The 25,111-nt window shown below is 37.1% G+C and carries 19 protein-coding genes and 1 tRNA gene; 14 read left to right on the top strand and 6 right to left on the bottom strand.

Going from position 1 to position 25,111, the window contains the following annotated elements:
• Positions 1 to 40 precede the first annotated feature (40 nt).
• Both trhO and BN1354_RS09860 read left to right on the top strand, forming a co-directional pair.
• A complete protein-coding gene (trhO, locus tag BN1354_RS09865) occupies positions 41 to 982 on the top strand; it encodes an oxygen-dependent tRNA uridine(34) hydroxylase TrhO (protein ID WP_082331573.1) in 942 nt (313 codons plus the stop codon).
• 102 nt (positions 983 to 1,084) lie between these two features.
• The gene (locus BN1354_RS09860) at positions 1,085 to 2,272 is read left to right on the top strand and encodes a helix-turn-helix domain-containing protein (RefSeq protein ID WP_053826996.1); all 1,188 of its coding nucleotides are present in this window, start codon (positions 1,085 to 1,087) and stop codon (positions 2,270 to 2,272) included.
• A 64-nt stretch (positions 2,273 to 2,336) separates the two neighbouring features.
• Here the strand turns inward: BN1354_RS09860 and BN1354_RS09855 are convergent, their stop codons facing one another.
• A complete protein-coding gene (locus BN1354_RS09855) occupies positions 2,337 to 2,837 on the bottom strand; it encodes a flavodoxin (protein WP_045090625.1) in 501 nt (166 codons plus the stop codon).
• Between the two features lie 137 nt (positions 2,838 to 2,974).
• On the opposite strand from BN1354_RS09855, the gene BN1354_RS09850 reads away from it, so the two are divergent.
• From BN1354_RS09850 to BN1354_RS09840, 3 genes are all read left to right on the top strand, one after another.
• Positions 2,975 to 3,046, top strand: a tRNA-Arg gene (locus BN1354_RS09850).
• A 94-nt stretch (positions 3,047 to 3,140) separates the two neighbouring features.
• Positions 3,141 to 3,929, top strand: a complete 789-nt coding sequence (locus BN1354_RS09845) for a 3-keto-disaccharide hydrolase (RefSeq protein ID WP_053826995.1) — start codon at positions 3,141 to 3,143, stop codon at positions 3,927 to 3,929.
• Between the two features lie 71 nt (positions 3,930 to 4,000).
• Positions 4,001 to 5,884 (top strand): AMP-dependent synthetase/ligase, encoded by a 1,884-nt coding sequence (locus BN1354_RS09840; protein ID WP_053826994.1) that lies wholly within the window; start codon positions 4,001 to 4,003, stop codon positions 5,882 to 5,884.
• 229 nt (positions 5,885 to 6,113) lie between these two features.
• Here BN1354_RS09840 and feoB read toward each other — a convergent pair whose 3' ends face one another.
• Complete coding sequence (gene feoB, locus BN1354_RS09835; protein ID WP_045090628.1) at positions 6,114 to 8,687, bottom strand: ferrous iron transport protein B; 2,574 nt, start codon at positions 8,685 to 8,687, stop codon at positions 6,114 to 6,116.
• Positions 8,688 to 8,839: 152 nt separating this feature from the next.
• Between feoB and fumC the strand changes: the two genes are divergently transcribed.
• The 6 genes from fumC to rlmD all read left to right on the top strand — a co-directional run bounded on the left by fumC (position 8,840) and on the right by rlmD (position 18,167).
• Positions 8,840 to 10,237 (top strand): class II fumarate hydratase, encoded by a 1,398-nt coding sequence (gene fumC, locus BN1354_RS09830; RefSeq protein WP_053826993.1) that lies wholly within the window; start codon positions 8,840 to 8,842, stop codon positions 10,235 to 10,237.
• A gap of 124 nt (positions 10,238 to 10,361) precedes the next feature.
• Entirely contained in the window at positions 10,362 to 12,002 is a 1,641-nt protein-coding gene (locus BN1354_RS09825) for a fumarate hydratase (protein WP_053826992.1), read from the top strand.
• Between the two features lie 41 nt (positions 12,003 to 12,043).
• On the top strand, positions 12,044 to 14,548 hold the full coding sequence (locus BN1354_RS09820; RefSeq protein WP_053826991.1) for a glycoside hydrolase family 2 TIM barrel-domain containing protein: 2,505 nt from the start codon (positions 12,044 to 12,046) through the stop codon (positions 14,546 to 14,548).
• Between the two features lie 1,081 nt (positions 14,549 to 15,629).
• The gene (locus BN1354_RS09810) at positions 15,630 to 15,992 is read left to right on the top strand and encodes a hypothetical protein (protein WP_154904851.1); all 363 of its coding nucleotides are present in this window, start codon (positions 15,630 to 15,632) and stop codon (positions 15,990 to 15,992) included.
• A gap of 26 nt (positions 15,993 to 16,018) precedes the next feature.
• Positions 16,019 to 16,423, top strand: coding sequence for a T9SS type A sorting domain-containing protein (locus BN1354_RS09805; protein WP_154904850.1), 405 nt, complete (start codon positions 16,019 to 16,021; stop codon positions 16,421 to 16,423).
• A 334-nt stretch (positions 16,424 to 16,757) separates the two neighbouring features.
• On the top strand, positions 16,758 to 18,167 hold the full coding sequence (rlmD, locus tag BN1354_RS09800) for a 23S rRNA (uracil(1939)-C(5))-methyltransferase RlmD (protein ID WP_045090636.1): 1,410 nt from the start codon (positions 16,758 to 16,760) through the stop codon (positions 18,165 to 18,167).
• A gap of 39 nt (positions 18,168 to 18,206) precedes the next feature.
• On the opposite strand, the gene BN1354_RS09795 is transcribed toward rlmD, so the two are convergent.
• The 3 genes from BN1354_RS09795 to BN1354_RS09785 all read right to left on the bottom strand — a co-directional run bounded on the left by BN1354_RS09795 (position 18,207) and on the right by BN1354_RS09785 (position 20,034).
• On the bottom strand, positions 18,207 to 19,112 hold the full coding sequence (locus tag BN1354_RS09795; RefSeq protein ID WP_082331571.1) for a TraB/GumN family protein: 906 nt from the start codon (positions 19,110 to 19,112) through the stop codon (positions 18,207 to 18,209).
• Between the two features lie 16 nt (positions 19,113 to 19,128).
• Complete coding sequence (locus BN1354_RS09790; RefSeq protein WP_045090637.1) at positions 19,129 to 19,437, bottom strand: hypothetical protein; 309 nt, start codon at positions 19,435 to 19,437, stop codon at positions 19,129 to 19,131.
• Positions 19,438 to 19,506: 69 nt separating this feature from the next.
• A complete protein-coding gene (locus BN1354_RS09785; protein ID WP_045090638.1) occupies positions 19,507 to 20,034 on the bottom strand; it encodes a ferritin in 528 nt (175 codons plus the stop codon).
• A gap of 190 nt (positions 20,035 to 20,224) precedes the next feature.
• On the opposite strand from BN1354_RS09785, the gene spt reads away from it, so the two are divergent.
• Positions 20,225 to 21,415 (top strand): serine palmitoyltransferase, encoded by a 1,191-nt coding sequence (spt, locus tag BN1354_RS09780; RefSeq protein WP_053826986.1) that lies wholly within the window; start codon positions 20,225 to 20,227, stop codon positions 21,413 to 21,415.
• Between the two features lie 103 nt (positions 21,416 to 21,518).
• Entirely contained in the window at positions 21,519 to 22,997 is a 1,479-nt protein-coding gene (guaB, locus tag BN1354_RS09775) for an IMP dehydrogenase (protein WP_053826985.1), read from the top strand.
• A 38-nt stretch (positions 22,998 to 23,035) separates the two neighbouring features.
• Here the strand turns inward: guaB and BN1354_RS09770 are convergent, their stop codons facing one another.
• Positions 23,036 to 23,791, bottom strand: coding sequence for a protein-L-isoaspartate(D-aspartate) O-methyltransferase (locus BN1354_RS09770; protein ID WP_154904849.1), 756 nt, complete (start codon positions 23,789 to 23,791; stop codon positions 23,036 to 23,038).
• A gap of 185 nt (positions 23,792 to 23,976) precedes the next feature.
• Between BN1354_RS09770 and BN1354_RS09765 the strand changes: the two genes are divergently transcribed.
• A complete protein-coding gene (locus tag BN1354_RS09765) occupies positions 23,977 to 25,104 on the top strand; it encodes a C40 family peptidase (RefSeq protein ID WP_053826984.1) in 1,128 nt (375 codons plus the stop codon).
• The last annotated feature ends 7 nt before the right edge of the window (positions 25,105 to 25,111 follow it).

The following is a 25,111-nucleotide window of genomic DNA, read 5'->3' as shown; positions in this document are numbered from 1 at the left end:
CTATTTTTGTACTATAAGTTAATTATCACAGCTATAAGTTATGCAAGTTCTACATAACCGGTTCTCTAATAAAGAACTAAAAAGACGTATGTTGGAAGAGAAAGAGCCAAGAGTAACTATCTCTTTTTATAAATATTTTCATCTCGATGATCCTCAGCAATTCAGGGATGAACTTTACATTAAATTTTACGAAATTGATGTTTTTGGACGAGTTTACATCGCAACAGAAGGAATAAACGGACAGATTTCTGTACCTGAAAATAAAAAAGACAGGTTTAAAGAAATTCTTTATAATTGTCATCCTGAGCTAAATGGGATAAGACTTAATGAAGCCCTTGATAATGATGGGAAATCGTTTTGGGTTTTACGTATGAAAGTGCGTAATAAGATTGTTGCAGATGGAATTGAGGACCAGACTTTTGATTCATCCAAAACAGGAAAGTATTTAACAGCAAAGGAATTCAATAAATTAAGTGAACAGGATGATACCATAGTAGTTGATATGCGTAACAGCTATGAATATGAGGTTGGACACTTTAGCAATGCTGTGGAGATACCTTCAAGAACATTCCGTGAACAATTGCCTAAGGCAGTTGAGTTGTTGCAAAATCACAAAGATAAAAACATCATAATGTATTGCACAGGAGGTATAAGGTGCGAAAAAGCCAGTGCATACATGCTGCATAACGGATTTAAAAACGTATATCATGTAGAAGGCGGAATAATTGAGTATGTAAAGAAGGCTCGTGAGGAGAATCTTCCCCTTAAATTTATAGGCAAAAACTTCGTCTTTGATGAACGTTTGGGAGAAAGGGTTACTGATGATGTAATTTCTAAGTGTCATCAATGTGGAGAACCAAGTGACAGGCATACAAATTGTGCCAATCAGAAGTGTCATGACCTCATTATTCAATGCGAAAGATGTGCTGAAGAGTTTAAAGGATGCTGTTCACACGATTGTGTGCAGCATTTAGTTCCTTAAAAACTACTATTTAAATTGTGAAAAAATAAAAATATTGCAGCTTAAATTATTAGAAGATTATAAAAAGCCCTATTTTTGTGAAAAATAAACTGCATTATGCATATGGCACAACAATTTTTTACTGGGTTGCCGCTATTTGTGGTTCTTTTTTGGCTGTTACTTTTTATTTTGGAATACAAGAATAGTGATTTAGCAAAGCGCTTCTTGGTTGTTTTCTTAGCAGTTGCCTCGTTAAATTATCTGGCTCATTGGTTTTATTTTAATCATAACTACACTGCTTACAATATTCTCGATAGTGTCTGGGTATTTACCTCTCTTGCAGCTTATCCGATATACTACTACTATATACGTTTACTTACTATAGATACTAAGATAAACTTAAAATGGATTTGGATTCTCTTTCCGGCGATTCTGCTTTCCCTTTTTTCTGCTATCCTGTATCTGTTGATGAGTCCAGAAGAAATCACACTCTTCACAAAGGAAATTCTCTATCATACACAAAGCAACGAGTCAGAATACTCGACTCTGATTAATCTGCAAACTTTAAGAAGAAATCTGGTACGAATAGTATTTGCATCAGAGGTTGTTTTAGTACTATATTTCGGACTTAATTTAATTAGCAGTTTCAACGAGAAGGTTAGATCTTTCTACTCTAATATTGAAAATAAGGAGTTGTCTAAAATCAGGTATATTCTCTATTTCTTGGTTATTGCATCTATAATATCAATTTTATCCAACTTTATTGGAAAAAACTATTTCACAGATCACTCTTATCTTCTGGTTATACCTTCAATTGCACACTCCGTTGCTCTTTTTGGAATGAGTTATGTTGGTTACAAACAGAACTTTACTATTCATGATCTTAAAATAGAAAAACAGAATTATACTTCAGAAGACTCAGATGAGTCAGAGAGGAATGAAGAAATATTTACAACTAATCAGCTTGACAGACTCTATTTAAGGCTCGAATCGTTATTTGACGATAAAGAGATATTTAAAGATCCTGATCTAAGGTTAAATGAGGTGGCTCGTTTATTAGGAACCAACCGGACTTATGTTTCTAAACTGATTAATACCAGAAGAAATGTTAGTTTTAATGATTTTGTCAATGAGTACAGAGTAAGATATTCAGAAAAGATATTGACATCATCTGACTATTTCTCTCATTCCCTTGAAGAAATAGCTTTAGAATCAGGATTTTCGAGCACAAGCTCTTTCTACAGATCCTTTGTGAAGAAAAATGGAATACCTCCGGGTAGATATAGGGAAAAAAAAGGGAGAATATCATGATGATATCCCCCCCCTGCATATTGATAACCTAAACGAATTGTTCAACTTATATTTTATAATATAATTAAACGAATTCTTTTTTTAATTGTTCAACCCATTTAATCAGTCGCTCCTCCGTCAAATCATACTCGTTATCCTCATCAAGAGGTAACCCAACCCATACACCATCTTCTACGGCGGTTGAATCATCATAAGTATAACCTACATCGGGTACTTTGCCAACCACTTCAACCTTATCGTGGATCTCGTCATAAACAACTTTCATTGATTCCGCAAAACTTGTTGAGTAAGAGGCACTGTCGCCCAACGCAAAAATAGCCACCTTTTTACCTGTAAAATCAATTTTTGCAAATGAAGGTAGAAAACCTTCCCAATCGTCCTGTAGATCACCAATACCTGTTGTTGAAGTTCCTACTATTATATATTTATAGTCCTCTATTTCACTAAGAGAAACATCTAATACATTATAAATATCCGCATTTCCTTCGAAAAGATCCTGAACCTGTTTTGCAACAGATTCGACACTTCCTCCCGAAGTTCCATATAATATAGCAATTTTATTCATGTTTGTTTTCTATTATTGTGCTTGTCTACTTTTAGTATCTAACAGTTAAGTCAAAAAAATGTTTTTTGACTGATAGTAAATGTAAATACTTTGAAGATAAAGGGAAATATGCTACTTTTGCACACTAACTACATAACGGCGCGGTAGTTCAATGGATAGAATAGAAGTTTCCTAAACTTTAGATCAGGGTTCGATTCCCTGCCGTGCTACTTTTTTTTAACTTTACCATCAAGCATGTTTACACCTTTAATAACTAAATTATCTTTGCGCTATAATAAATAATATTCAATACACCATTTGTTTATGAAACAGAACAAATTATCTATTTTTATTGCACTATTAATTGCAACTTTTATTTCGTCTTGCAGCCCGAAATCATCTGAAAATGAGTGGATACAACTTTTTAATGGAGAAGACCTGACAGGATGGACTCCAAAAATTGTAGGCTATGAAGCAGGAGATAATTTTGGTAATACATTCAGAGTAGAGGATGGGATGATTAAAGTGAGGTATGAGGAGTACGATTCACTTAGAGATAGATTTGGACATCTTTTCTATAAGGATGAGTTTTCTCATTACAGGCTTAGAGTAGAATACCGTTTTATTGGGGAGCAGACTCCGGGAGCCCCTGGATGGGCTTACAGGAACAGTGGACTTATGCTGCATGGACAAACACCGGAGTCAATGGAACTGAATCAGGATTTTCCAACATCAATAGAAGTTCAGCTTCTTGGCAGCGATTCAGTTGCAGAGAGAACAAATATGAATGTTTGTACTCCCGGAACCAATATTGTGATGAATAATGAATTGATTCTTGATCACTGTATAAACTCATCTTCTGAATTGTTCTTTGGTGATGAGTGGGTTACGGCTGAAGTAGAAGTAAGAGGGAATGATGTAATTTATCATATTATAAATGGTGATACAGTTTTACAATATACAAATCCTCAACTTGATGAAAGGGATCATACATATGCAAGACTGATAGAATTGAATAATGGAGATAAGATGTTAAGTAAGGGTACTATCTCATTGCAAAGTGAAGGGCACCCTATAGATTTTCGCAAGGTTGAAATTCAGATACTTGAATGATATACTGTTAAAATGTCGTTAGCTATTAAAAGTGGACCGGGAAATTATTAATCTTATTTTAGTGTTAAGAGATGGGAAAAACAATCATTGAGCTTTTAGAAGAGTCGGTATCTAAATATGGAGATAAGCCTTTTCTTCATGAGGCACGTTATGGAGAAGATTATACTTCTATTACTTACCTTGATGTGCAGAGGGAGGCTATTCGTTTTGCAGCCGGATTAATTGCTCTTGGCGTTGAGGCTGGAGATAGAGTTGCATTAATATCTGAAGGGAAAAATAACTGGGTGTTAGGAGAATTGGGGATACTTCATGCAGGTGCTGTTTGTGTACCACTTTCGGTAAAGCTTGAAACTGAACAGGATATTACTTTTCGTATAAATCATTCTGATACAGTTATGGTGCTTGCTTCTGATCAGCAGATCGCAAAACTGCGCCCAATGAAAGATAAATTACCTACAGTGAAAAGATATATCTTGCTGGATAAGATTGAGAGTGTGGATGATGGTGAGATATTTTTCGATGCTGTTAAAGAATTGGGTGATGCATTACTTGCTACCGATAAAAAGCGGGTAGATGATCGAATTGCAGCAGTCAAACCTGAGAGTCTTGCTAATATTTCATATACCTCAGGTACAACTGCCAATCCAAAGGGAATAATGTTGTCACATAATAACTATGTATTTAATGCAGAACAGGCTGTAGATCATTTGAATGGCATTCCTTCATATTTCAGAACACTCTTGATACTCCCATGGGATCACTCTTTTGGTCATACTGCCGGTATTTATGCTTTTATGAAATGTGGAGCTTCAATTGCTTCGGTAGCTGCCGGTAAGAGTGCAATGGAGATTCTGCGGAACGTACCTAAGAGCCTTAAGGCTATCAATCCTCACCTGCTAATGAGTGTACCCGCACTTGCAGCTAACTTCAGGAAGAATATTGAGTCGGGTATCGAAAAGAAAGGGAAAACAGCGTATAGTATGTTCAAGCAGGGACTCAAAGTGGCATATAGATATAATGGTGAAGGTTATAACAGGGGGCGAGGTAGTCGTGCTTTACTAAAACCATTGGTGAAATTTTATGATCGGCTCTTCTTCTCAAAGATTAGGGAGAGTTTCTCGAGCAATATGGAATATTTTATTGGTGGAGGTGCACTTCTGGACATTGAGCTTCAGCGGTTCTTCTACGCTATAGGGATACCAATGTATCAGGGCTACGGACTTTCTGAGGCTTCACCAATTATTTCTGCAAATAGTAAGAAGGAGCATAAGCTTGGATCTTCAGGCAAGACAATGCCTCGTATGGAAATTCGTATAGGTGATGATAATATGAATCCATTACCTATAGGGGAGAAGGGAGAAATTCTTATTAGAGGTGGTAACGTAATGATGGGATACTGGAAAAATCCTGAAGCAACAGCAGAGACTATTGTAGATGGGTGGCTTCGTACAGGTGATATGGGCTACCTTGATGCTGACGGATTCCTTTATGTATTAGGTCGCACCAAATCACTTCTGATAAGCAACGATGGAGAAAAATTCTCACCTGAAGGAATTGAAGAGTCAATAATGGCTAAATCAGAATATATCAATCAATGTGTACTTCACAACAATCAAAGTCCATACACAACAGCCTTGCTGACACTCAATGCAGAGGTTTTGAAGCGACGCACTAGCAATCCGGAAGAAGCAGCAGCAATCATTGCCGGCGAGCTGGCCGAGTATCTTAAAGGGGGCAAGAATGATGGTATGTTTCCATATCGCTGGATTCCTTCAGCTTTCGCAATTATTGAAGAGCCTTTCAGTGAAAAGAATGGTTTAGTAAACTCAACAATGAAGATTGTTAAACATAAGGTTTACGAGAAATATGCAAAGGAGTTAGAGATGTTGCATACTCCCGAAGGGAAAAAATATGATTCAGAATATAACTTAAAAGTACTTCAGAATTTATTATGAAAATGAAATGATACACTAACGGAGATTTAACAATTGTTAGGAAAGGATTTTATTTTTCGTTAGGGATATGGTTTTTAATCGGCTCGCAACCTTTGCAACCAGCGCAATAGGAGGAATCTCTTTTAGTGAAGAAAAATCTATAGATATTCCGAAGCAGTATCAATCCTACCACTATTCCTATTATTATAACTATAAAGAGTTGTACGTCCATAATGTAACTGCTTTAAACCTAAATAAATAAACTTCCGATTTGAAAAACAAGTAGTGCAACTAACCAGGCCAGTCCTGTTGAATAGAGGACGCTGAATATTGCCCATTTCCAAGAATGGGACTCTTCTTTTATAGCTGCTATAGTTGCAATACATGGGAAATAAATAAGTACAAATAGCAAAAATGCTGTTACAACAAGTGGTTTAAAAACAGGATTGCCATCAGTGTCGGTTTCTGACAGGAGTCGCGACTGAAGCGACTCCTGGCTTTCACTGTCGCCTGTATATAATACTCCCATTGTGCTAATAACGATCTCTTTTGCAGCCATCCCTGAAAGGAGGCTTACTGACATTTTCCAGTCGAATCCAAGAGGACGCATTATTGGTTCAATAAACTTGCCTATCTTACCAATATATGAGTTCTCCTGATGTTCTATGTTTTGAATAAGTGTTATTTCTGTTAATATTTGATCTCTCTGATCAGCACTTATCTGATTATTTTCAAACCTGGTTTCAATATTAGCTATTTGCTGTTCATTTTCATTGCTTTGGGTGCTGTTTTGAGGGAAGTATCCCAAAAACCAGATTATAATTGAAGCTATGAGAATTGGTCCTCCCATTTTTCGCAGGTATTGACTGGCTCTTTCCCACATGTGTATTACAATCGACTTTAGAGTAGGCATGCGGAAAGGTGGTAGTTCCATTACAAATGGTGTATCTTCCTCTTTGAAAAGCGTCTTGCGGAATAGCAAAGCAGTGAGAGCTGCTATTATAATTCCGATAATATAAAGCGATAATAATGCAATACTTGCATTTTTAGGGAAGAAAGTGCCAATGAAAAGAATATAAACAGGTAGTCTGGCGCTGCATGACATAAAGGGGACTATCAGCATGGTAATCATTCTGCTGCTTCTGCTCTCAATTGTACGAGTTGACATTATTGCCGGAACATTGCAACCGAACCCCATAATCAATGGGATAAATGATTTCCCGTGCAATCCTATCCGATGCATAAGTTTATCCATTATAAAAGCTGCCCGGGCCATATAGCCTGAGTCTTCCATGAATGCGATAAAAAAGTATAAAATTACAATATTTGGCAAGAAAACTATCACCCCGCCTACTCCACCAATTATTCCGTCAACAACAAGATCTTTAAGAGGACCGGGAGACATATTGCTCCTGATAAGATTTCCAATAAATGAAACAAGATTCTCTATCCATTCCATAGGGTAATTACCTAATCGGAAGGTTGCTTCAAACATTATCCAGAGGAACAGAAAGAAAATTGGGAAGCCCAGGTATTTATTTGTCACTATTAAGTCGATAAGTTTACCCTTGTCAACTTTCTCCGGCAGTTGTTCGAGAGTCTCTCTTAACCCTCCCGCAATAAAACCGTACCTCGCGTTTGTAAATGCTGACTCAGCATCTTCTCTTAGTAGCTTTTCAATATAATTGCGTTCTTTATCTCTGCGTGCAATTATCTGATTATGTTTAGGAAGTCCTGCTATATGTTTTTCTACATCCTTGTCGCCTTCAAGCAGTTTTATACAGATATATCTTAACGATAGCTCCTTTTTCAACTTAAAACTGTCATTAAGCTCACGTTCCATTATGGAAATGGATTTTTCCAGTACCCTTCCATAAGGAAGTTGAGCAAAAGTGTGGTTTTTTTCATTTTTTACTCTTATAACCTCCTCTAGCAACTGAGGGATACCTTCGCCCCTCTTGCCAACTGTGGGTACAATTGGAACGTTAATGAGTTTTGAAAATGTGTTATGTTCAAACTTTCTACCACTGCTCTCAAGTTCATCATACATATTGAGAGCAATTACCATTGGCACTTCAAGATCCAGAAGTTCTGTTGTCAGATATAGGTTTCTTTCCAAGGCAGAAGCTGAAACTACATTTACAATGACATCCGGCTTTTCTTCCAGTATGTAGTTACGTGCATAAAGTTCTTCAGGAGAATAAGAAGAAAGTGAATAAGTTCCCGGAAGATCTACCAGTGTAAAATGGTAATCATTATGTCTCAGGTATCCCTCTTTGGCGTCTATAGTTACACCACTGTAATTTCCTACATGTTCGTGAGCACCTGATGCCAGGTTAAATATTGAAGTCTTGCCGGAGTTGGGGTTGCCAATAAGGGCTACTTTAATATTTTTTTCTTTTAATTTCCTTTTATTAGACTCATCATTCAGTATAACTCTGTTTGGTAATTTAATTGCCTCTTGTTTGTGGTTTTTATACTTAATACCATTGAATGTATTAATATTTGTCAACTCATCTGTTGCTGAAGATTTGCCCGAGAGGATATTTACATCGTCTGAATAACCATTTTCGGAATATCCGTTTTGGGTAACTTCGGATTTCATAATGGTAATTTCAATCATCACCGCCTCACTACGACGTAAAGAGACTTCATACTCCATGATCCCATATTTAATTGGATCCTTAAGTGGAGCATTGAGAATTGATTTTACCTCTTCACCGCGTACGAATCCCATCTCCAGGATCCGCTTCCTGAATGCACCATTACCATTTACTTTTTTGATATATGCTGTTTGCCCTGTTTGTAGTTCTGACAGTCGCATCTAAAACCTTCAATTTTTGTCTCGCAAAGATACATCAATTTCTTCTATTATTTATAACCAGTATAAATAATGTAAGGTAATTTAGTTTTTTTACAGAAACTATTAACAGATGGATTTGTTGTAAAATCAAGAGAATATAAAAATCAAAAAATATGGAGTATAGAATCGAAAAAGACACATTGGGAGAGGTGAAAGTACCGGCACAAAAGTTATGGGGTGCTCAGACAGAGAGGTCCCGGAGTAACTTTAAGATAGGGGAATCTGCATCCATGCCAATTGAATTGATCTATGGGTTTGCTTACCTTAAGAAGGGAGCAGCTTATGCAAATCATGAGCTTGGGGTATTGTCAGTTGAAAAACGTGATCTTATTGCAAGAGTCTGTGATGAGATTCTAGAGGGAAGACATGATGATCATTTTCCTTTGGTTGTATGGCAGACAGGATCCGGGACTCAAAGCAATATGAATGTGAATGAGGTTATTGCTAATCGAGCGCATCAGCTTGCAGGTAGAAAAGTGGGCGAAGGAGAAAAGGTACTGCAGCCAAATGATGATGTGAACAAATCGCAATCATCTAATGACACATTTCCAACAGCTATGCATATTGCATGTTATAAAAAGGTGGTAGAGAATACTCTTCCGGGTCTGCGTCAGCTTCATAAATCATTAGAGAAGAAGTCGATAGATATGGCTGATGTGGTGAAAATCGGACGTACTCATCTTATGGATGCAACACCTCTGACACTTGGACAAGAGTTCAGTGGTTATGCGTCTCAGCTCGAACATGGAATCAAAGCAATTGAAAACACATTGCCACATTTGGCGGAACTTGCTTTAGGTGGTACCGCTGTTGGCACAGGCCTTAATACACCAAAGGGATATGATGTTTTAGTTGCAAAATATATTGCTGAATTTACCGAACTACCTTTTGTTTCTGCTAAAAATAAATTTGAAGCACTTGCAGCTCATGATGCAATTGTTGAAACACATGGTGCATTAAAGCAGATTGCTGTATCTCTAAATAAGATTGCAAATGATATACGTTTACTTGCATCTGGACCAAGAAGTGGAATAGGTGAGATCAATATACCTGCAAACGAACCAGGTTCTTCAATTATGCCTGGCAAGGTTAATCCAACACAGGCTGAAGCACTGACTATGGTTTGTGCTCAGGTAATAGGGAATGATGTTGCTATAACAGTGGGGGGGATGCAAGGGCATTTTGAATTAAACGTGTTTAAACCTTTGATGGCAGCTAACTCCCTTCAGAGTGCACAACTACTGGGTGATGCAGCACGCTCTTTTGATATACACTGTGTACAGGGTATAACACCAAACAGAGCCAGAATAAAGGAACTGCTAGAAAATTCACTTATGCTGGTGACAGCCCTAAATACCAAAATAGGTTACTACAAAGCTGCAGAGATTGCAAATGAGGCTCATAAGAATGGTACTACACTTAAAGAGGAGGCTGTACGTCTTGGATATGTGACAGCAGAAGAATTCGATGAATGGGTACGACCTGAAGATATGATTGCCCCGTTTAGTTGATTAAAGGTTAACAGTTATTATAGACGGCGTCGTTTCAAGATGCCGTTTTTTCTTTGTATTTTTGTATACTTATTTATCGATAGACCAAATAATTAACAATAAAATAAAATTTAATTTAAAGTTTATGGCTACGAAACCATTTGTTTATCAGGAACCATTCCCAATGTCGGAAGATAAGACTGAATATTATCTGCTTACCAAGGATCATGTTTCTGTTTCAGAGTTTGAAGGGAAAGAGATCCTAAAGGTCTCAGCTGAGGGATTAACGCTTATGGCACAGACTGCATTTCGTGATGTGGAATTTTTACTGCGTCCTGAACATCAGGAGCAGGTGGCAAAGATTCTGAATGATCCGGAATCCAGTGAGAATGATAAATTTGTGGCTTTAACATTTCTGCGTAATGCGGAGATTTCTGCTAAAGGAGTTCTTCCTTTCTGTCAGGATACAGGTACAGCAATTATAACCGGAAAGAAGGGTCAGAATGTATGGACAGACACCAATGATGCTGAAGCTCTTTCCAGGGGTGTATATAATACTTTTGTCAATGAAAATCTTCGTTATTCTCAGAATGCAGCACTTAACATGTATGATGAGGTTAATACAGGTACAAATCTTCCTGCACAGATAGACCTGTATGCTGTTGAGGGAAATGAATATAAATTCCTTTTTATTGCAAAGGGTGGAGGTTCGGCCAACAAGACATATCTGTATCAGGAAACAAAAGCATTGCTTACTCCCGGAAAATTGGAGAACTTCCTGATTGAGAAGATGAAATCACTGGGTACAGCAGCTTGTCCTCCTTATCATGTTGCTTTTGTTATTGGTGGGACATCTGCAGAAACAAACCTTAAAACAGTAAAACTGGCATCTGCAAAGTATTATGATAACCTGCCAACAGAAGGGAATGAACATGGTCAGGCTTTCAGAGATATAGAACTTGAAAACAGATTGAAAAAAGCCTCTGAGGAACTTGGACTGGGAGCACAGTTTGGAGGAAAGTATTTCGCTCATGATATACGTGTAATTCGTCTACCTCGTCATGGTGCTTCATGCCCTGTAGGTATGGGTGTTTCTTGCTCAGCCGACCGTAATATAAAAGCAAAAATCAATAAAGATGGTATCTGGATTGAGAAACTGGAGGATAATCCTGCAAGATTAATTCCTGAGGAATATCGCCAGGTTGGTGAAGCAGGAGGAGTTAAGATAGATCTGAATCAGCCTATGGAAAAGATCCTTGCAGAACTATCAAAGTATCCTGTTTCTACACGTCTGTCTTTGAACGGAACTATTATAGTTGGTCGCGACATTGCTCATGCTAAACTTAAAGAGCGTATTGACAGAGGTGAAGGTTTGCCTCAGTATATGAAAGATCACCCAATTTATTATGCCGGTCCGGCAAAAACTCCTGCAGGATATGCATCGGGATCTATGGGACCCACTACTGCTGGTAGAATGGACTCTTATGTTGATCTTTTCCAGTCACATGGAGGAAGCATGATAATGCTGGCAAAAGGTAATCGCAGTCAGCAGGTAACAGATGCTTGTAAAAAGCATGGTGGATTTTACTTGGGTAGTATTGGCGGACCTGCAGCTATTCTTGCTCAAGAGAGCATAAAGAGCCTGGAGTGTGTTGAATACCCGGAACTCGGGATGGAAGCGATTTGGAAAATAGAGGTAGAGGATTTTCCTGCTTTTATACTTGTTGATGATAAAGGTAACGACTTCTTCCAGGTGGTTACTCAGCCAAACTGCAGTTTTAGTTAATACTCAGAACTGACAATATTTGGTGGTTTAAAAATAAAATTATGAAGAGAACGAGTTTAATTATAATATCAATATTAGCAACTATTTTCATGTCATTAGGGCAAACACGCTCTGTAGTTACACTTGAAAAGGGTTGGAAGTTTACAAGAGAGGATAACCCTCAATCAAAGGAGGTTGTATATGATGACAGTAACTGGGAATCGGTTCGAGTACCACACGACTGGGCAATTTATGGTCCTTTTGATAAGAGCAATGATATCCATCATATGGCAATTGTTCAGGATGGACAAACCTCAGCAATTGAGCATTACGGAAGGACTGGAGGACTGCCTTTCACTGGTGCCGGCTGGTATCGTATCAACTTCACTATACCTGAATTTAGTGACAGTAAAAGGGTAACCGTTAAGTTTGACGGTGCAATGAGTAATGCGCGTGTTTATGTAAACGGTAAAGAAGCAGGTTTCTGGCCATATGGCTACAACACTTTTTATTTCGATATAACTGATTTGCTTAATGATAACGGTAGGGATAATACCCTTGCAGTCAGACTTGAAAACTTGGAAGAGGGTTCACGCTGGTATCCAGGTGCAGGTCTGTATCGCAATGTTCATATCATAACTACAAATGATTCTCATATACCTGTATGGGGAACATATATTACCACTCCTGAGGTTAACGATGAGTTTGCGAAAGTTGACGTGAAGACTAAGGTTGTAACTGCAGGAGAAGACTATAATGGGAAAGGTGTATATAAACTGGTTACAGAGATTTTAGATGGTGATGCTAAGCTTGTTTCATCTACTGAATCAGTATTGACCACTTTCGATCAGAATGAGTTTTCTCAGACTCTTATCGTAGAGAATCCAAAACTGTGGGATATCAAACAGCCAAATCTATATAAGGCTGTCTCTAAACTTTATAAAGATGACCAATTGGTTGACGAGTACAACACCACATTCGGTATCAGAACTATAGAAGTAGTTGCAGATAAGGGCTTTTATCTGAACGGTCGACTCGTTAAATTCCAGGGTGTATGTCTGCATCACGATCTCGGACCTCTTGGGGCAGCTGTAAATGATGCTGCTATTCGTCGCCAGATACGTATAATGCAGGATATGGGTGTTAATGCGATTCGCACTGCTCATAATATGCCATCACCTGATTTCGTGAGAATTGCCGATGAAATGGGTATGATGGTTATGGCTGAGTCATTCGACAGCTGGAGAATACCAAAAGTTAGAAACGGTTATAATCTATATTTTGATGAATGGGCAGAGAAGGATCTGGTAAACCTGATTCATAACTTCAGAAACAGCGCCAGCGTTATAATGTGGTGTATTGGTAATGAAGTTGAAGAGCAGAGTCACCCACAGGGAGCTAAAGTTGCAAGTTTCCTTCAGGATATAGTTAAAAGAGAAGATCCTACACGTCCTATCACTAATGGGATGGATCGACCGGACCATGTTTTTTCAAATGGTATGGCAGCAATAATGGATGTGCCGGGATTTAATTATAGGTCATTCCGTTATCAGGAAGCTTATGATATACTCTCTCAGCAGGTGATTCTGGGAACTGAGACTACTTCAACATTCAGTTCGCGCGGTGTATACAAATTCCCTGTAGAGCGCAAACAGATGGCGATGTATGATGATCACCAGGCATCTTCTTATGATGTAGAACATGCAGGCTGGTCTAATCTTCCTGAAGATGATTTTATTCAGCATGATGACCTGCCATTTACAATGGGAGAGTTTATATGGACAGGTATTGATTACCTTGGTGAGCCAACTCCTTATTACAGTAACTGGCCAAGTCACAGTTCTCTGTTTGGTGCAGTAGACCTTGCGGGTATTCCAAAAGACAGATTCTATCTATATCGCAGCCACTGGAACAAAGAAGAGGAAACACTTCATATCTTGCCTCACTGGAATTGGGAAGGTCGTGAAGGTGAAGTTACTCCCGTTTTTGTTTACACTAACTATCCGTCAGCTGAACTTTTCATTAATGGAAAGAGTCAGGGTGTAAGAACCAAAGATCTTTCTGTTGGAATTGAAGGCAGCTATACAGCTGAGGCACAAAAATCTTTTGAGCGTCAGAAAAGATATCGTCTTATGTGGATGGATACCAAGTATGAACCGGGAACAGTTAAAGTTGTAGCTTATGATGAAGATGGCAATGCAGTTGCGGAAAAAGAAATTCGCACAGCAGGCAAGCCACACAGACTGGTTCTTGAAGCCGACAGGAATGTTATCTCTGCTGATGGAAAAGACCTTTCGTTCATAACAGTTTCAGTTGTTGACAGAAACGGCAATCTTTGTCCCAATGTAAGCGAACTTGTGAAATTCAACGTAAAGGGAGCCGGATCTTATCGTGCAGGTGCCAATGGCGATCCTTCAAGTCTTGATCTGTTTCATCTTCCACAGATGCATTTGTTCAACGGTAAACTGGTAGCAATTGTAGAATCTTCAGAAACTCCCGGAACTATCACTCTTGAGGCCAATGCAAAAGGATTGAGGAAGGGTAGTATTAAGATTCAGACGAATTAGCATAGAGTTTAAATAATTTACAAGTGGGCCATATCGCTGAAAATGTGATATGGCCTATTTAGATTTATATCAACTATGTTCTTTATTTTAATACATTAACTAAGCTTGTGATTATATAACATAAAATTAACAAAACATTTTAATGGTTTTACATCATATATATATAACCATTGAATGTCTAATGTCTTAAAAATTAATATTATGCCAGAACTAAGTCCACCAGACAGTTTCGCTTGCTAATAAAATCATATTAGCAATATTTACGTTTTATTATTTATTCAAAAAAAACAATTATGAAAAACAAATCAATTTTATTAATTACTCTTTTCACTACAGTAATTTTGAAATTATTGTTAGGATGTGATGAAAAAGTGAAAATGGAATTATCAGAAGATGTATATTCAAACGAACAAATGACAACGCGACTATCGGAAAACCCTAAATGAGATTATCCTGTAAAACCAGGTACAGAAAAATGGAAATCACTAAAAACCCATTCAAAAAAAGTATTATTATGTCAAATACCTGATAGTGTACTTAAAAAATGTTCAACACAAACACTATTAAGTTTATGTTTGAATTATCCACTCAATTTTGACTTTTATGCCTATAGCTCATTGAAAGAAGGTGTTGTAAAAGTGTCAAAAGAATTTAATGGTTTGATCGAACTATTTAATAGGGATGATAATTTTTATGTATTATTGAAATATATCAACTTAGCATTAATCCAGAACGACATAAACTCAAAGATCTATACTGAAGAAAAAGGTGAAGTTATATATCAATATTCATTGATTGAATGCTTATTGAGTTTCGATGAATGTCTTAATAATTCTACAAAAGAGGAATTATTATTGTTGAAGGAAGAAATGGCTAAAATTTTAAATTACAAAATTTCTAATCCCGAATTATTTAGTGTATACTCAAAGGGGGGCCTCTTTACTTTTAATTGCTAACTCATTAAAGAAAATTACACCAGAATTAAATTCTCTGAAGAAACGGAAGTTTTTATAAATACTGGTATACTGAACAATTACGATGTTTATACAGAATTATTAAGTCATCTCTAATAATTATTACTATGAAAAAATATTTATTCATTTTGATTTTGCCTATTATCTTATCTTTTTCTAATTGTGAAAACCGAAGTGAGGCAATGGAAGAGATAGAAATAAGTGTTTGCGGTACTGAGAACCCAGCTTGGTTATTATCTGAAATATCAAAAATAACAGAATTAAGATCTCATAGACCTGTCAAAGTATCGTTTTATATTGATGGTGATACAGAAATTGTATCAATAGAGGATCTGGTAAATTCAAATTTCTCTGAGGGGTTGATGTTTTTTTATTGCAACGGTGAAAGAATAGAATTTAATTCAGAAAAACACAATCAATATTTAAAATTGTTGAAAGACAATAAATTTACATTATTATGGTCTAATTAAGATTTTAAGAAAATGAAAGATTTCATTTGTTGTATCTTATTTATATTGTCATCCATTCTATTACCTTTCATGCTGAAGGTACTTATAGTGTTTCATGCCAGATAATTAGCCCTTGTGGATTTGGTTCTGCAGCAAATACTATTGTGACAGTATCAAGAAGTGGATATTTCACACTTTTCCCTAATCCTGCAACAGATATTGTTACTATAGATATTGCTGGAAAAGAAAATAATGATTATGTAGACGAACCGATTAGTTTTGGGAGTCAGCTTTACAAAATTGAGATTTGGAATGAGTTTGTTATGATTAAACAATTTACTACTGATCAGCGAGCCTCTCAAGTGTCTGTAAGTGATCTACCTGCAGGGGAATATGTAGTAAAGGTGAACTCAGGAGGGAAGTTTTATATACAGACTTTTATTAAAAAGTGAATTTAATTGCTTGCTATTTTTTAAAATGGAGGGGTGATAACATATTTATTTAATTGGCCCCTCCATCTTTGATATGATTCAAAAAGCTGAAACTGACAAGACTGGAAATTACCTTGGAACTATTTGGTTAGAAAAACATAATGCAAATGATATTTTTGTGAAAGACATGAAGATGAGTGGCTGAGGATTTGCTTATTATTTCTTTGATTGTGGATGAAACACAATAGTACATGAAACTCCTCTCACAGGAATGAAGTTGAATTTTGTCGTGTATAGGAATATACCGTATTAACATAGAAAATGCCTATCTTTGTATCTCCAAAAAATATAAAGAATGGCAAGAAAGAGAAAACAACTTCCCCTAATAGAGAATGTGCTTATAACTGATGTGGCAGCTGAAGGCAAAGCAATTGCCAAAGTGGATGGCATGGCAGTATTTGTGCCTTATGCAGTGCCGGGTGATGTAGTAGATATTCAGCTTACACGCAAGAAAAGCAGTTTCGCAGAAGGTAAGGTTGTACGTTTCGAGAGCTATTCTGAAAATAGGGCTGTGCCTTTCTGTGAGCATTTTGGGGTATGCGGAGGTTGCAAGTGGCAGAGTCTGCCTTATGAAGAGCAGCTGAAATACAAACATAAGCAGGTTGTAGATAACCTAGAGCGTATTGGAAAGATTGAATTGCCTGAAATTAGTCCTATACTTGGTGCACCTAAAACAAATTTCTACAGAAATAAGCTGGAGTATACTTTCTCTGATAAGAGATGGCTTACGGATGCTGAGATATCGTCGGATAAGGAGTTCTCTCGTAAAAATGCATTGGGCTTTCATATTCCTGGCATGTTTGATAAAGTGCTTGATATCAATAAGTGCTGGCTGATGGATGATCTCCAGAATGATATAAGAAACAGTTTTCGTAAGTTTTGTCTTGATAATGATTACTCCTTTTTTGATCTTCGTAATCAGGAAGGGTTGATGCGAACACTTGTTGTAAGAAACACTTCTATTGGTGAGTGGATGCTTATTGTTGTATTCTATGAAGATGACCGAGAGAAAAGAGAAAAACTGATGAGTCACATTCAGACTGAATTTCCTCAGATAACTTCATTATTATATGTCATCAATCAAAAGGCAAATGACACAATTACCGATCAGGAAGTTATTACCTGGAGTGGGCGCGATCATATTTTTGAAGAGATGGAGGGCCTGAAATTCAAAATTGGTCCAAAATCATTTTATCAGACAAATAGCGAACAGGCATATCATCTTTATGAGATTGCTCGTGAATTTGCACAGTTAAGCGGTGATGAGTTGGTTTATGATTTATATACAGGTACCGGCACTATTGCCAACTTTATTGCACGTGATACCAAAAAGGTAATTGGCATTGAATATGTTGAAGAGGCAATTGCGGATGCAAAAGTAAATTCAGAGATTAACGGAATTAGTAATACCCTTTTCTTTGCAGGTGATATGAAAGATGTTCTTACAACCGAGTTCATAAGCGAACATGGCAGGCCTGATGTAATTATTACAGACCCTCCACGTGCAGGTATGCATGAAGATGTGGTAAATGCAATACTTATAGCAAAACCTGAAAGAATTGTTTATGTAAGCTGTAACCCTGCAACACAGGCTCGTGACCTCAGTCTGCTGGATTCCAAATATAGAGTAGTACGAGTCCAACCTGTAGATATGTTTCCTCAGACACATCATGTGGAGAATGTTGTGCTATTAGAGAAAAAGTAGACTTTAAATGGATAAAATAGGTTTATAGACTCATTATACCTATTTAACCGGCTCAACAGTATAGCCCAAACTTCTAAGTCCTTCAATCAAACCAACTTCTCCGGGTAAGTGCAGGCAACCTACGGCAATGAATGAAGACTTATCAGCTATTATATCTGGTAGTTTTCTCAGCCATTTATTATTTCGGTCCCTGTTTAGTGCATTTTTCTCCTCTTCTGTACTTGGGCATGGATCATTTGGCAATTCTTTCTCAGAAAGCTCATAAAGTACATTAATGTCATAGGAGTGATATGCAACATGTAGTTCATCCATCTGTTCTTTAAGTAAATCAGGATTCTTAACCATGCACATTAACATCTCTGCTTGACGCTCAGGAGATTGCAGATTAAGCAACACCTCTATCTGATCTTCTGTTGACTCAAGTCCTATTACTGGCCTGTTTCTCAATAATGCTTCTTCCTGAAAGTGCTGATCCATACTAATCTCATTTGAGAGTGTTGGATAAAACTTCTGATATAGAGTTAAGGAAATTAAATTAGAAAGGAGTGCCGGTTTCATGATTCCTAGTTGTTCAAGACCAACTCCTACAAGATTCCTTAACGTGCTGTCAAGTAATTCAATATCTTCCTCTGATATGAGTGAGTCATAAGTTACGCCATTCGGCAACATTGATTCGCTCATTATTTTCATCTGCATCTCTGCCATATTGCTCATGTCCAGCTCTCCAACTACTTGTTCTGTGTTTTCAAAAGAGTGTTTTAGTCCGGGTACTGAATCAAGAAATGTTATGGGTACAAGATGATGCGTCCCAAAAAGATATGAAGGACTTTCCAGTCCATTACCTGAAATACTCCATAATAGTGAGTTGTTGTCAACTTTTGACTGAACTGTACATGACAGCATCATTAATAATGCTGTTAGTAATAACAGTGATTTTCTATTCATAATGTATTTGAATGTTTCAAACTAAGTCTGCCTCTCTTGTGTCGCTAAATGAAGGCTCCTCTTTTCCTATCTTAAGGAAATCGAAAAGTATCCAGAATATGGTAAATGAAGGTATAAAGTCTGTAACAGGCAGCAGTTCCTCAATAAATGTAATTAGTGAGGTGTATTTACCTCTTTTATTGCCAAACAACTTGTAACTTATTGACGCTGCAACTGGTGCCCATATGACATCAATAACTGGTCCGGCAACAGGAATAGCGGCTGATGCCATTCCTATAGCATCAAGTAAAACACATTTGGCTAATTTTATATATTTATTACCCATGGGTAAATTTTAATATATAAACCAGGGAGTTTTAATTCCCTGATTTATATATTTTTATATATGTTTGTTTTAAGCTTCCTGAGAACTTTGAGAACTGTTTAAAGGTGTATAGGATCTGGTTGCAAGTTCCTTGTCCATCATGTAAACACCAATTCCATTGTCTCCAATAAGTTTTAATGCATCAACCATACCTTGTGCTGTTTCCTCTTCTTCTACCTGTTCGTTTACAAACCATTGAAGCATGTTTTCAGTTGCGTAATCATTTTCGCTGCGTGCAATTGCTACCAGGTTATTGATTAACGATGTAACAACTCTCTCATGTTTTAATGTGTCTTCAAACGCTTGTAGAGTTGAATCCCATGAAGTTTGTACTCCCTCAATTGGTTGTAATACAACTTTATTTCCTTTTGAAGTCAGGTAGTTCATGAATTTAAGTGCATGATCCTGTTCTTCATGAAATTGTACTTTAAACCAATTTGCAAAACCGGGCAATGCATTGTTTGCAAAATGAGCCGACATAGAAAGATAGAGATAAGCAGACCATAATTCGGCATTAATCTGTTTGTTGATTGCTGCTTCTAATTTTTCACTGATCATAATTTTACTGTTTTATTATTTTTGTACCATACTTTGTTAAAACGCTCTGTTAAGAAAAATGTTTTGTAAAAGTAATCACTTTTATTATTAATAAAAACTGTGTTAATCATGATGTGAATATTGTTTTTAAATTTATTACTATCTTTGTACAATGGCTTCGTGAAAAAATATTTTTATTAATTTTCTTCAAATGAACTTGCTAAGAGAAAAAATGATGAAATATGATGCCCCGCAACGTGCGAAGGCAGCAGGAATATACCCATATTTCAGGGCTATAGAAAGTGATCAGGATACCGAAGTTGTCATAAGTGGCAAGAAAGTACTGATGTTTGGTTCTAATGCATATTTAGGACTGACAAATCATCCAAAAGTTATTGAAGCTGCAGTAGCTGCAACTAAAAAATATGGGACCGGAATGGCGGGCTCTCGTTTTTTAAATGGGACTCTGGATATACACATAGAATTGGAGAGAAAGCTTGCCAATTTTATGAATAAAGATGAAGCTATTGTATTTTCTACCGGATTCTCTGTAAACGAAGGTGTTTTAGGTTGCCTTACAGGTCGTGAAGATTATATAATATGGGATGAAAGAGATCACGCTTCAATAATTGAGGGATTAAGGACCTCTTTTTCTACGAAGTATAAATTCAGGCATAATGATATGGCACACCTCGAGAAGCAGCTCAAGCGCTGTGATGCACAGAGTGTTAAGCTTATTGTGGTAGATGGTGTGTTTAGCATGGAAGGTGATTTGACCAATCTGCCTGAAATTGTGAAACTGGCTCGTAAATATAATGCCAATATAATGGTTGATGAGGCTCACAGTTTAGGAGTACTCGGTAAAAAATATAGTGGTCGCGGTGTATGTGATCATTTTGGCTTACTGGGAGATGTGGATCTGGTAATGGGAACCTTTAGCAAGTCACTTGCATCTATTGGAGGTTTTATAGCAGGAGATTATCCAGTTATCAACTATTTGAGACACAATGCAAGAACTAATATCTTTAGTGCAAGTATAACACCGGCTGCTACTGCGGCTGCTACTGCGGCACTTGATATTTTAAAGTCTGAACCTGAGAGGGTAAAGCGACTTTGGGAATTGACATACTATGCAATAAATCAATTTAAGGAGCGAGGGTTTGAATTAGGACCTACTTCAACTCCAATTATGCCACTCTATGTTAGGGATAATGATAAAACATTTCTTATTACAAAAATGCTGTTTGAAAATGGAATATTTGTAAATCCTGTGGTTTCACCTGCTGTTTCTCCCGGAGATACTCTCATACGTTTTTCATTGATGGCAACACACACAATAGATCAGATTGATTTTGCAATAGAAAATATCACAAAAGTATTCAAGAAATTAGATTTGTTATAATCCATTGCATTATCCTATACAATGTTATTTAACATCAAGAAAGAGAGTCGTTAGATAAAAAATATATACTTTTGTATGCAATAAAAATATAAAGGTAAAGTTTATGTCATTTATTGCAGATAAAATTGTTATGGAAGGTTTGACTTTTGACGACCTCCTTCTTGTTCCAGCCTATTCTCAGGTGCTACCACGTGATGTAAGCCTGCAGACAAAATTCTCAAAAAATATAATGCTCAATATCCCTATGGTTTCAGCAGCCATGGATACTGTAACCGAAACTGTTATGGCTATTGCTATAGCAAGAGAAGGTGGTATTGGAGTTATACATAAAAATATGAGTATTGATGAGCAGGCAAAACAGGTAAAAGCGGTTAAACGCGCTGAGAATGGAATGATACTGGATCCAATAAGCATCACTCCTGATAAAACTGTATCAGACGCACTGGGTCTGATGTCTGAGTATAAGATTGGAGGGATTCCGGTAGTCAACGGTGATAATATCCTGGTTGGTATTGTTACTAATCGTGATCTCCGTTTTGAAAAGGAAATGGATAAGAAGATAGAGGTGGTTATGACAAAGGATAACCTTGTTACCACAACAATTTCTACTGACCTTGATAATGCAGCAGAGATCCTACAAAAACATAAAATAGAAAAACTACCGGTTGTAGATGCCAACTATAAGCTGGTAGGACTTATCACATATAAAGATATCACAAAAGCTAAAGACAAGCCTTTTGCCTGTAAAGATGAACAGGGAAGACTTCGAGTTGCAGCAGGAATTGGTGTTACTGCAGACTCTATCGAGAGAGCAACCGCACTAGTTGAAGCCGGGGTGGATGCAATAGTTATTGACACTGCACATGGTCATTCAAAAGGTGTTGCTGATATGTTAAAACTCGTGAAGGAGAAATTCCCTCAAATCGATGTGGTAGTAGGTAATATTGCAACTCCGGAGGCTGCAAAGTTTCTAGTTGAAGCCGGAGCGGATGGTATAAAAGTAGGTATTGGACCAGGTTCAATTTGTACAACCCGTGTAATAGCAGGTGTGGGTGTTCCTCAACTATCTGCAATTTATGAAGTATCAAAAGCGCTTAAAGGAACTGGAATACCTTTAATTGCAGATGGTGGACTTCGATATTCAGGCGACATTGTTAAAGCACTTGCTGCAGGAGGCTCTTCAGTAATGATGGGCTCTATGCTTGCAGGGACTGAAGAGTCACCGGGTGAAACTATCATATTTAACGGAAGGAAATTCAAAACATATCGAGGCATGGGTTCCCTTTCTGCAATGCAACAGGGTTCTAAAGACAGATACTTTCAGGATGTTGAGGACGATATTAAGAAACTTGTTCCGGAAGGTATTGAAGCCAGAGTTCCTTTCAAAGGCACCTTGCAGGAAGTTATCTACCAGATGGTTGGAGGTCTGCGTGCCGGAATGGGTTACTGTGGTGCCGAGAATATTGAAAAACTTCACGAAGCAAAATTCACCAGAATTACAGCTGCAGGATATACAGAAAGTCATCCTCACGGTGTTATGATTACACGTGAAGCACCAAATTATAGTAAAGGAAGCGAATAAATAATATTAAGAGATATTTTACCCAGGGGTTGATGAGTTTACTTTTCAACCCCTTTTTGCATTGGTACAAATATAAAATCACCATGTAAAGACTCTTTAAATGACTCTTCTCCGGTTCGTTTTATAATTGTCATTTTTTGTCCCGATCTACCACCTACAGGTACAACCATCCATCCACCAATTCGCAATTGATACATTAGCTTTTCTGGAACCTTATCAGGTGCAGCTGTAACAAGAATCTTATCAAACGGGGCATCATCCGGTAATCCTTCATAACCATCACCATAAAACAGATGGGGGAAGTATCCTAACGAATTCAATCTCTTCTTAGCAGACAGATATAGTTCTTCATATCTTTCAATACTATACACATCCGCTCCCATTTCACACAGTATAGCTGCCTGATAACCGCTGCCGGTACCAATTTCCAGTACTTTCTCTCCAGGCTTAATTCTTAAAAGCTCTGATTGGTAAGCAACAGTAAATGGCTGAGAGATTGTCTGTCCTCTCTCAATAGGCAATGGTCGGTCAATATAGGCTGCACCTCTTAACTCTTCATCAACAAATTCATGTCTCGGAACATTAGCTATAGCCTTGAGAACAAGCTGGTCTGAGATTCCTTTCTGTTCAAGCTGCTTTGCCAGCTTAGCAGCTTCTGTCATCTGCCGGGAGTCCATAATTACTTCAGGATTTGTATTTCTACTTTTAGTCTTATTAGAAGAACAGGTAATTAATCCTGCACAGCAAAGTAGAATTGTTAACAGCGTGATTTGATGTTTTCTTATTGTTTTCATCTTTCAATCTGTTTACATTATTATTACAAAGATAGTGTATTTCTGAACTTTATGCTGAATATCTTTAAATTCAACAATTTTTAAAAGAAATGTCGTATATTTCGAGTATCTATTAAAAAGGGCTTTTAGATATGAACAAAGGTTTCCTAATACTTTTTATATGTATCCTTTCAATACAAAGTTGTATGGTTCAGAATAACGATGCAGAGCAGATAATCCGTAATATTCAGGAGAAATATGCACCTGACAAGAGAGTGGAGGTGTTTAATGTAGAACTATTTCGAAAAGATAATAGATTCATTATTAAAGGAGAAACTACCAGCAGTAATGCACATAAAATACTATTAAGTGAATTAAAAAATATTTATCCTGACATAGAGGATTCTGTTCGTGTTCTGCCTGATATAAGTCTTGGTGAGAAAACCTTTGGCGTTATTTATAACTCTGTCGGGACATTAAGGAGTGCTCCAAGATATAGTTCAGAGATGGTGTCTCAGGCATTGCTTGGAACAATAGTAAGAATTCTCGAAGAGCAGAGAGGGTGGTTGCGGGTGCAGACTCCTGACGGATATATCGGATGGATATCGGGCTCGGTTAAATCCATGACTCAGGAAGAGCTGAATGAGTATGAGAGTAAAGAGAAAGTTATCATTACAAGTAATTTTGCCATCTCATATGAAAATGCCGATGTTAACTCATTACCCGTATCAGACCTTGTAATTGGAAACATATTAAATCTCATGTCTGAAGGGAAAGACTATTTTGAGGTCATTTATCCTGATGGAAGAATAGCTTTTATTAAATCGACAGATGCCTTAAATCTTAGTGACTGGAAGAATAATATAGTACTGACTGGAGAAAGTATAGTAAACACTGCCTATAAGTTTAAAGGTGTTCCATATCTTTGGGGAGGTACTTCAGCAAAAGGACTTGATTGTAGTGGATTTACCAAAAGTGTCTACTTCATGCATGGGATTGTTCTTGCAAGGGATGCATCACAACAGGTTAATCAGGGCGAATTAGTGGATTCTGCAGGAGACTTTAGCAAACTTCTTCCCGGAGATCTTATGTTTTTTGGATCAAAAGCCAAACCAATTGCAAAAACTAAAGAAGAGAGTAAGGAGAGAGTTGTACATGTAGGAATATATATAGGGAATAACCACTTTATTCATGCATCAGATAATATTCATATCAACAGTGTAAACCCTGTAGATGAACTCTATGATAAATTTAATGCAGGCAGATATCTGCGTTCAAAAAGATATATTACAGATGGTAAGGTTATTAATGTAAACAGATTTGAGCCTTTATAATTCAAGT

It is taken from the genome of Lascolabacillus massiliensis (assembly GCF_001282625.1).
GTDB classification, from domain to species: domain Bacteria; phylum Bacteroidota; class Bacteroidia; order Bacteroidales; family Dysgonomonadaceae; genus Proteiniphilum; species Proteiniphilum massiliensis.
Note: the sequence above shows the minus strand (reverse complement) of the source record. Positions and strands in the feature narration are given on the sequence as shown.

Bases quoted from the DNA above. Each gene is read 5' to 3' on its own strand.
- trhO (WP_082331573.1), top strand. From the start codon at position 41: ATGCAAGTTCTACATAACCGGTTCTCTAATAAAGAACTAAAAAGACGT.
- BN1354_RS09860 (WP_053826996.1), top strand. From the start codon at position 1,085: ATGGCACAACAATTTTTTACTGGGTTGCCGCTATTTGTGGTTCTTTTT.
- BN1354_RS09825 (WP_053826992.1), top strand. From the start codon at position 10,362: ATGGCTACGAAACCATTTGTTTATCAGGAACCATTCCCAATGTCGGAA.
- spt (WP_053826986.1), top strand. From the start codon at position 20,225: ATGAACTTGCTAAGAGAAAAAATGATGAAATATGATGCCCCGCAACGT.
- BN1354_RS09820 (WP_053826991.1), top strand. From the start codon at position 12,044: ATGAAGAGAACGAGTTTAATTATAATATCAATATTAGCAACTATTTTC.
- guaB (WP_053826985.1), top strand. From the start codon at position 21,519: ATGTCATTTATTGCAGATAAAATTGTTATGGAAGGTTTGACTTTTGAC.
- BN1354_RS09810 (WP_154904851.1), top strand. From the start codon at position 15,630: ATGAAAAAATATTTATTCATTTTGATTTTGCCTATTATCTTATCTTTT.
- fumC (WP_053826993.1), top strand. From the start codon at position 8,840: ATGGAGTATAGAATCGAAAAAGACACATTGGGAGAGGTGAAAGTACCG.
- rlmD (WP_045090636.1), top strand. From the start codon at position 16,758: ATGGCAAGAAAGAGAAAACAACTTCCCCTAATAGAGAATGTGCTTATA.
- BN1354_RS09795 (WP_082331571.1), bottom strand. From the start codon at position 19,112: ATGAATAGAAAATCACTGTTATTACTAACAGCATTATTAATGATGCTG.
- feoB (WP_045090628.1), bottom strand. From the start codon at position 8,687: ATGCGACTGTCAGAACTACAAACAGGGCAAACAGCATATATCAAAAAA.
- BN1354_RS09770 (WP_154904849.1), bottom strand. From the start codon at position 23,791: ATGAAAACAATAAGAAAACATCAAATCACGCTGTTAACAATTCTACTT.
- BN1354_RS09785 (WP_045090638.1), bottom strand. From the start codon at position 20,034: ATGATCAGTGAAAAATTAGAAGCAGCAATCAACAAACAGATTAATGCC.
- BN1354_RS09790 (WP_045090637.1), bottom strand. From the start codon at position 19,437: ATGGGTAATAAATATATAAAATTAGCCAAATGTGTTTTACTTGATGCT.
- BN1354_RS09855 (WP_045090625.1), bottom strand. From the start codon at position 2,837: ATGAATAAAATTGCTATATTATATGGAACTTCGGGAGGAAGTGTCGAA.
- BN1354_RS09765 (WP_053826984.1), top strand. From the start codon at position 23,977: ATGGTTCAGAATAACGATGCAGAGCAGATAATCCGTAATATTCAGGAG.
- BN1354_RS09845 (WP_053826995.1), top strand. From the start codon at position 3,141: ATGAAACAGAACAAATTATCTATTTTTATTGCACTATTAATTGCAACT.
- BN1354_RS09840 (WP_053826994.1), top strand. From the start codon at position 4,001: ATGGGAAAAACAATCATTGAGCTTTTAGAAGAGTCGGTATCTAAATAT.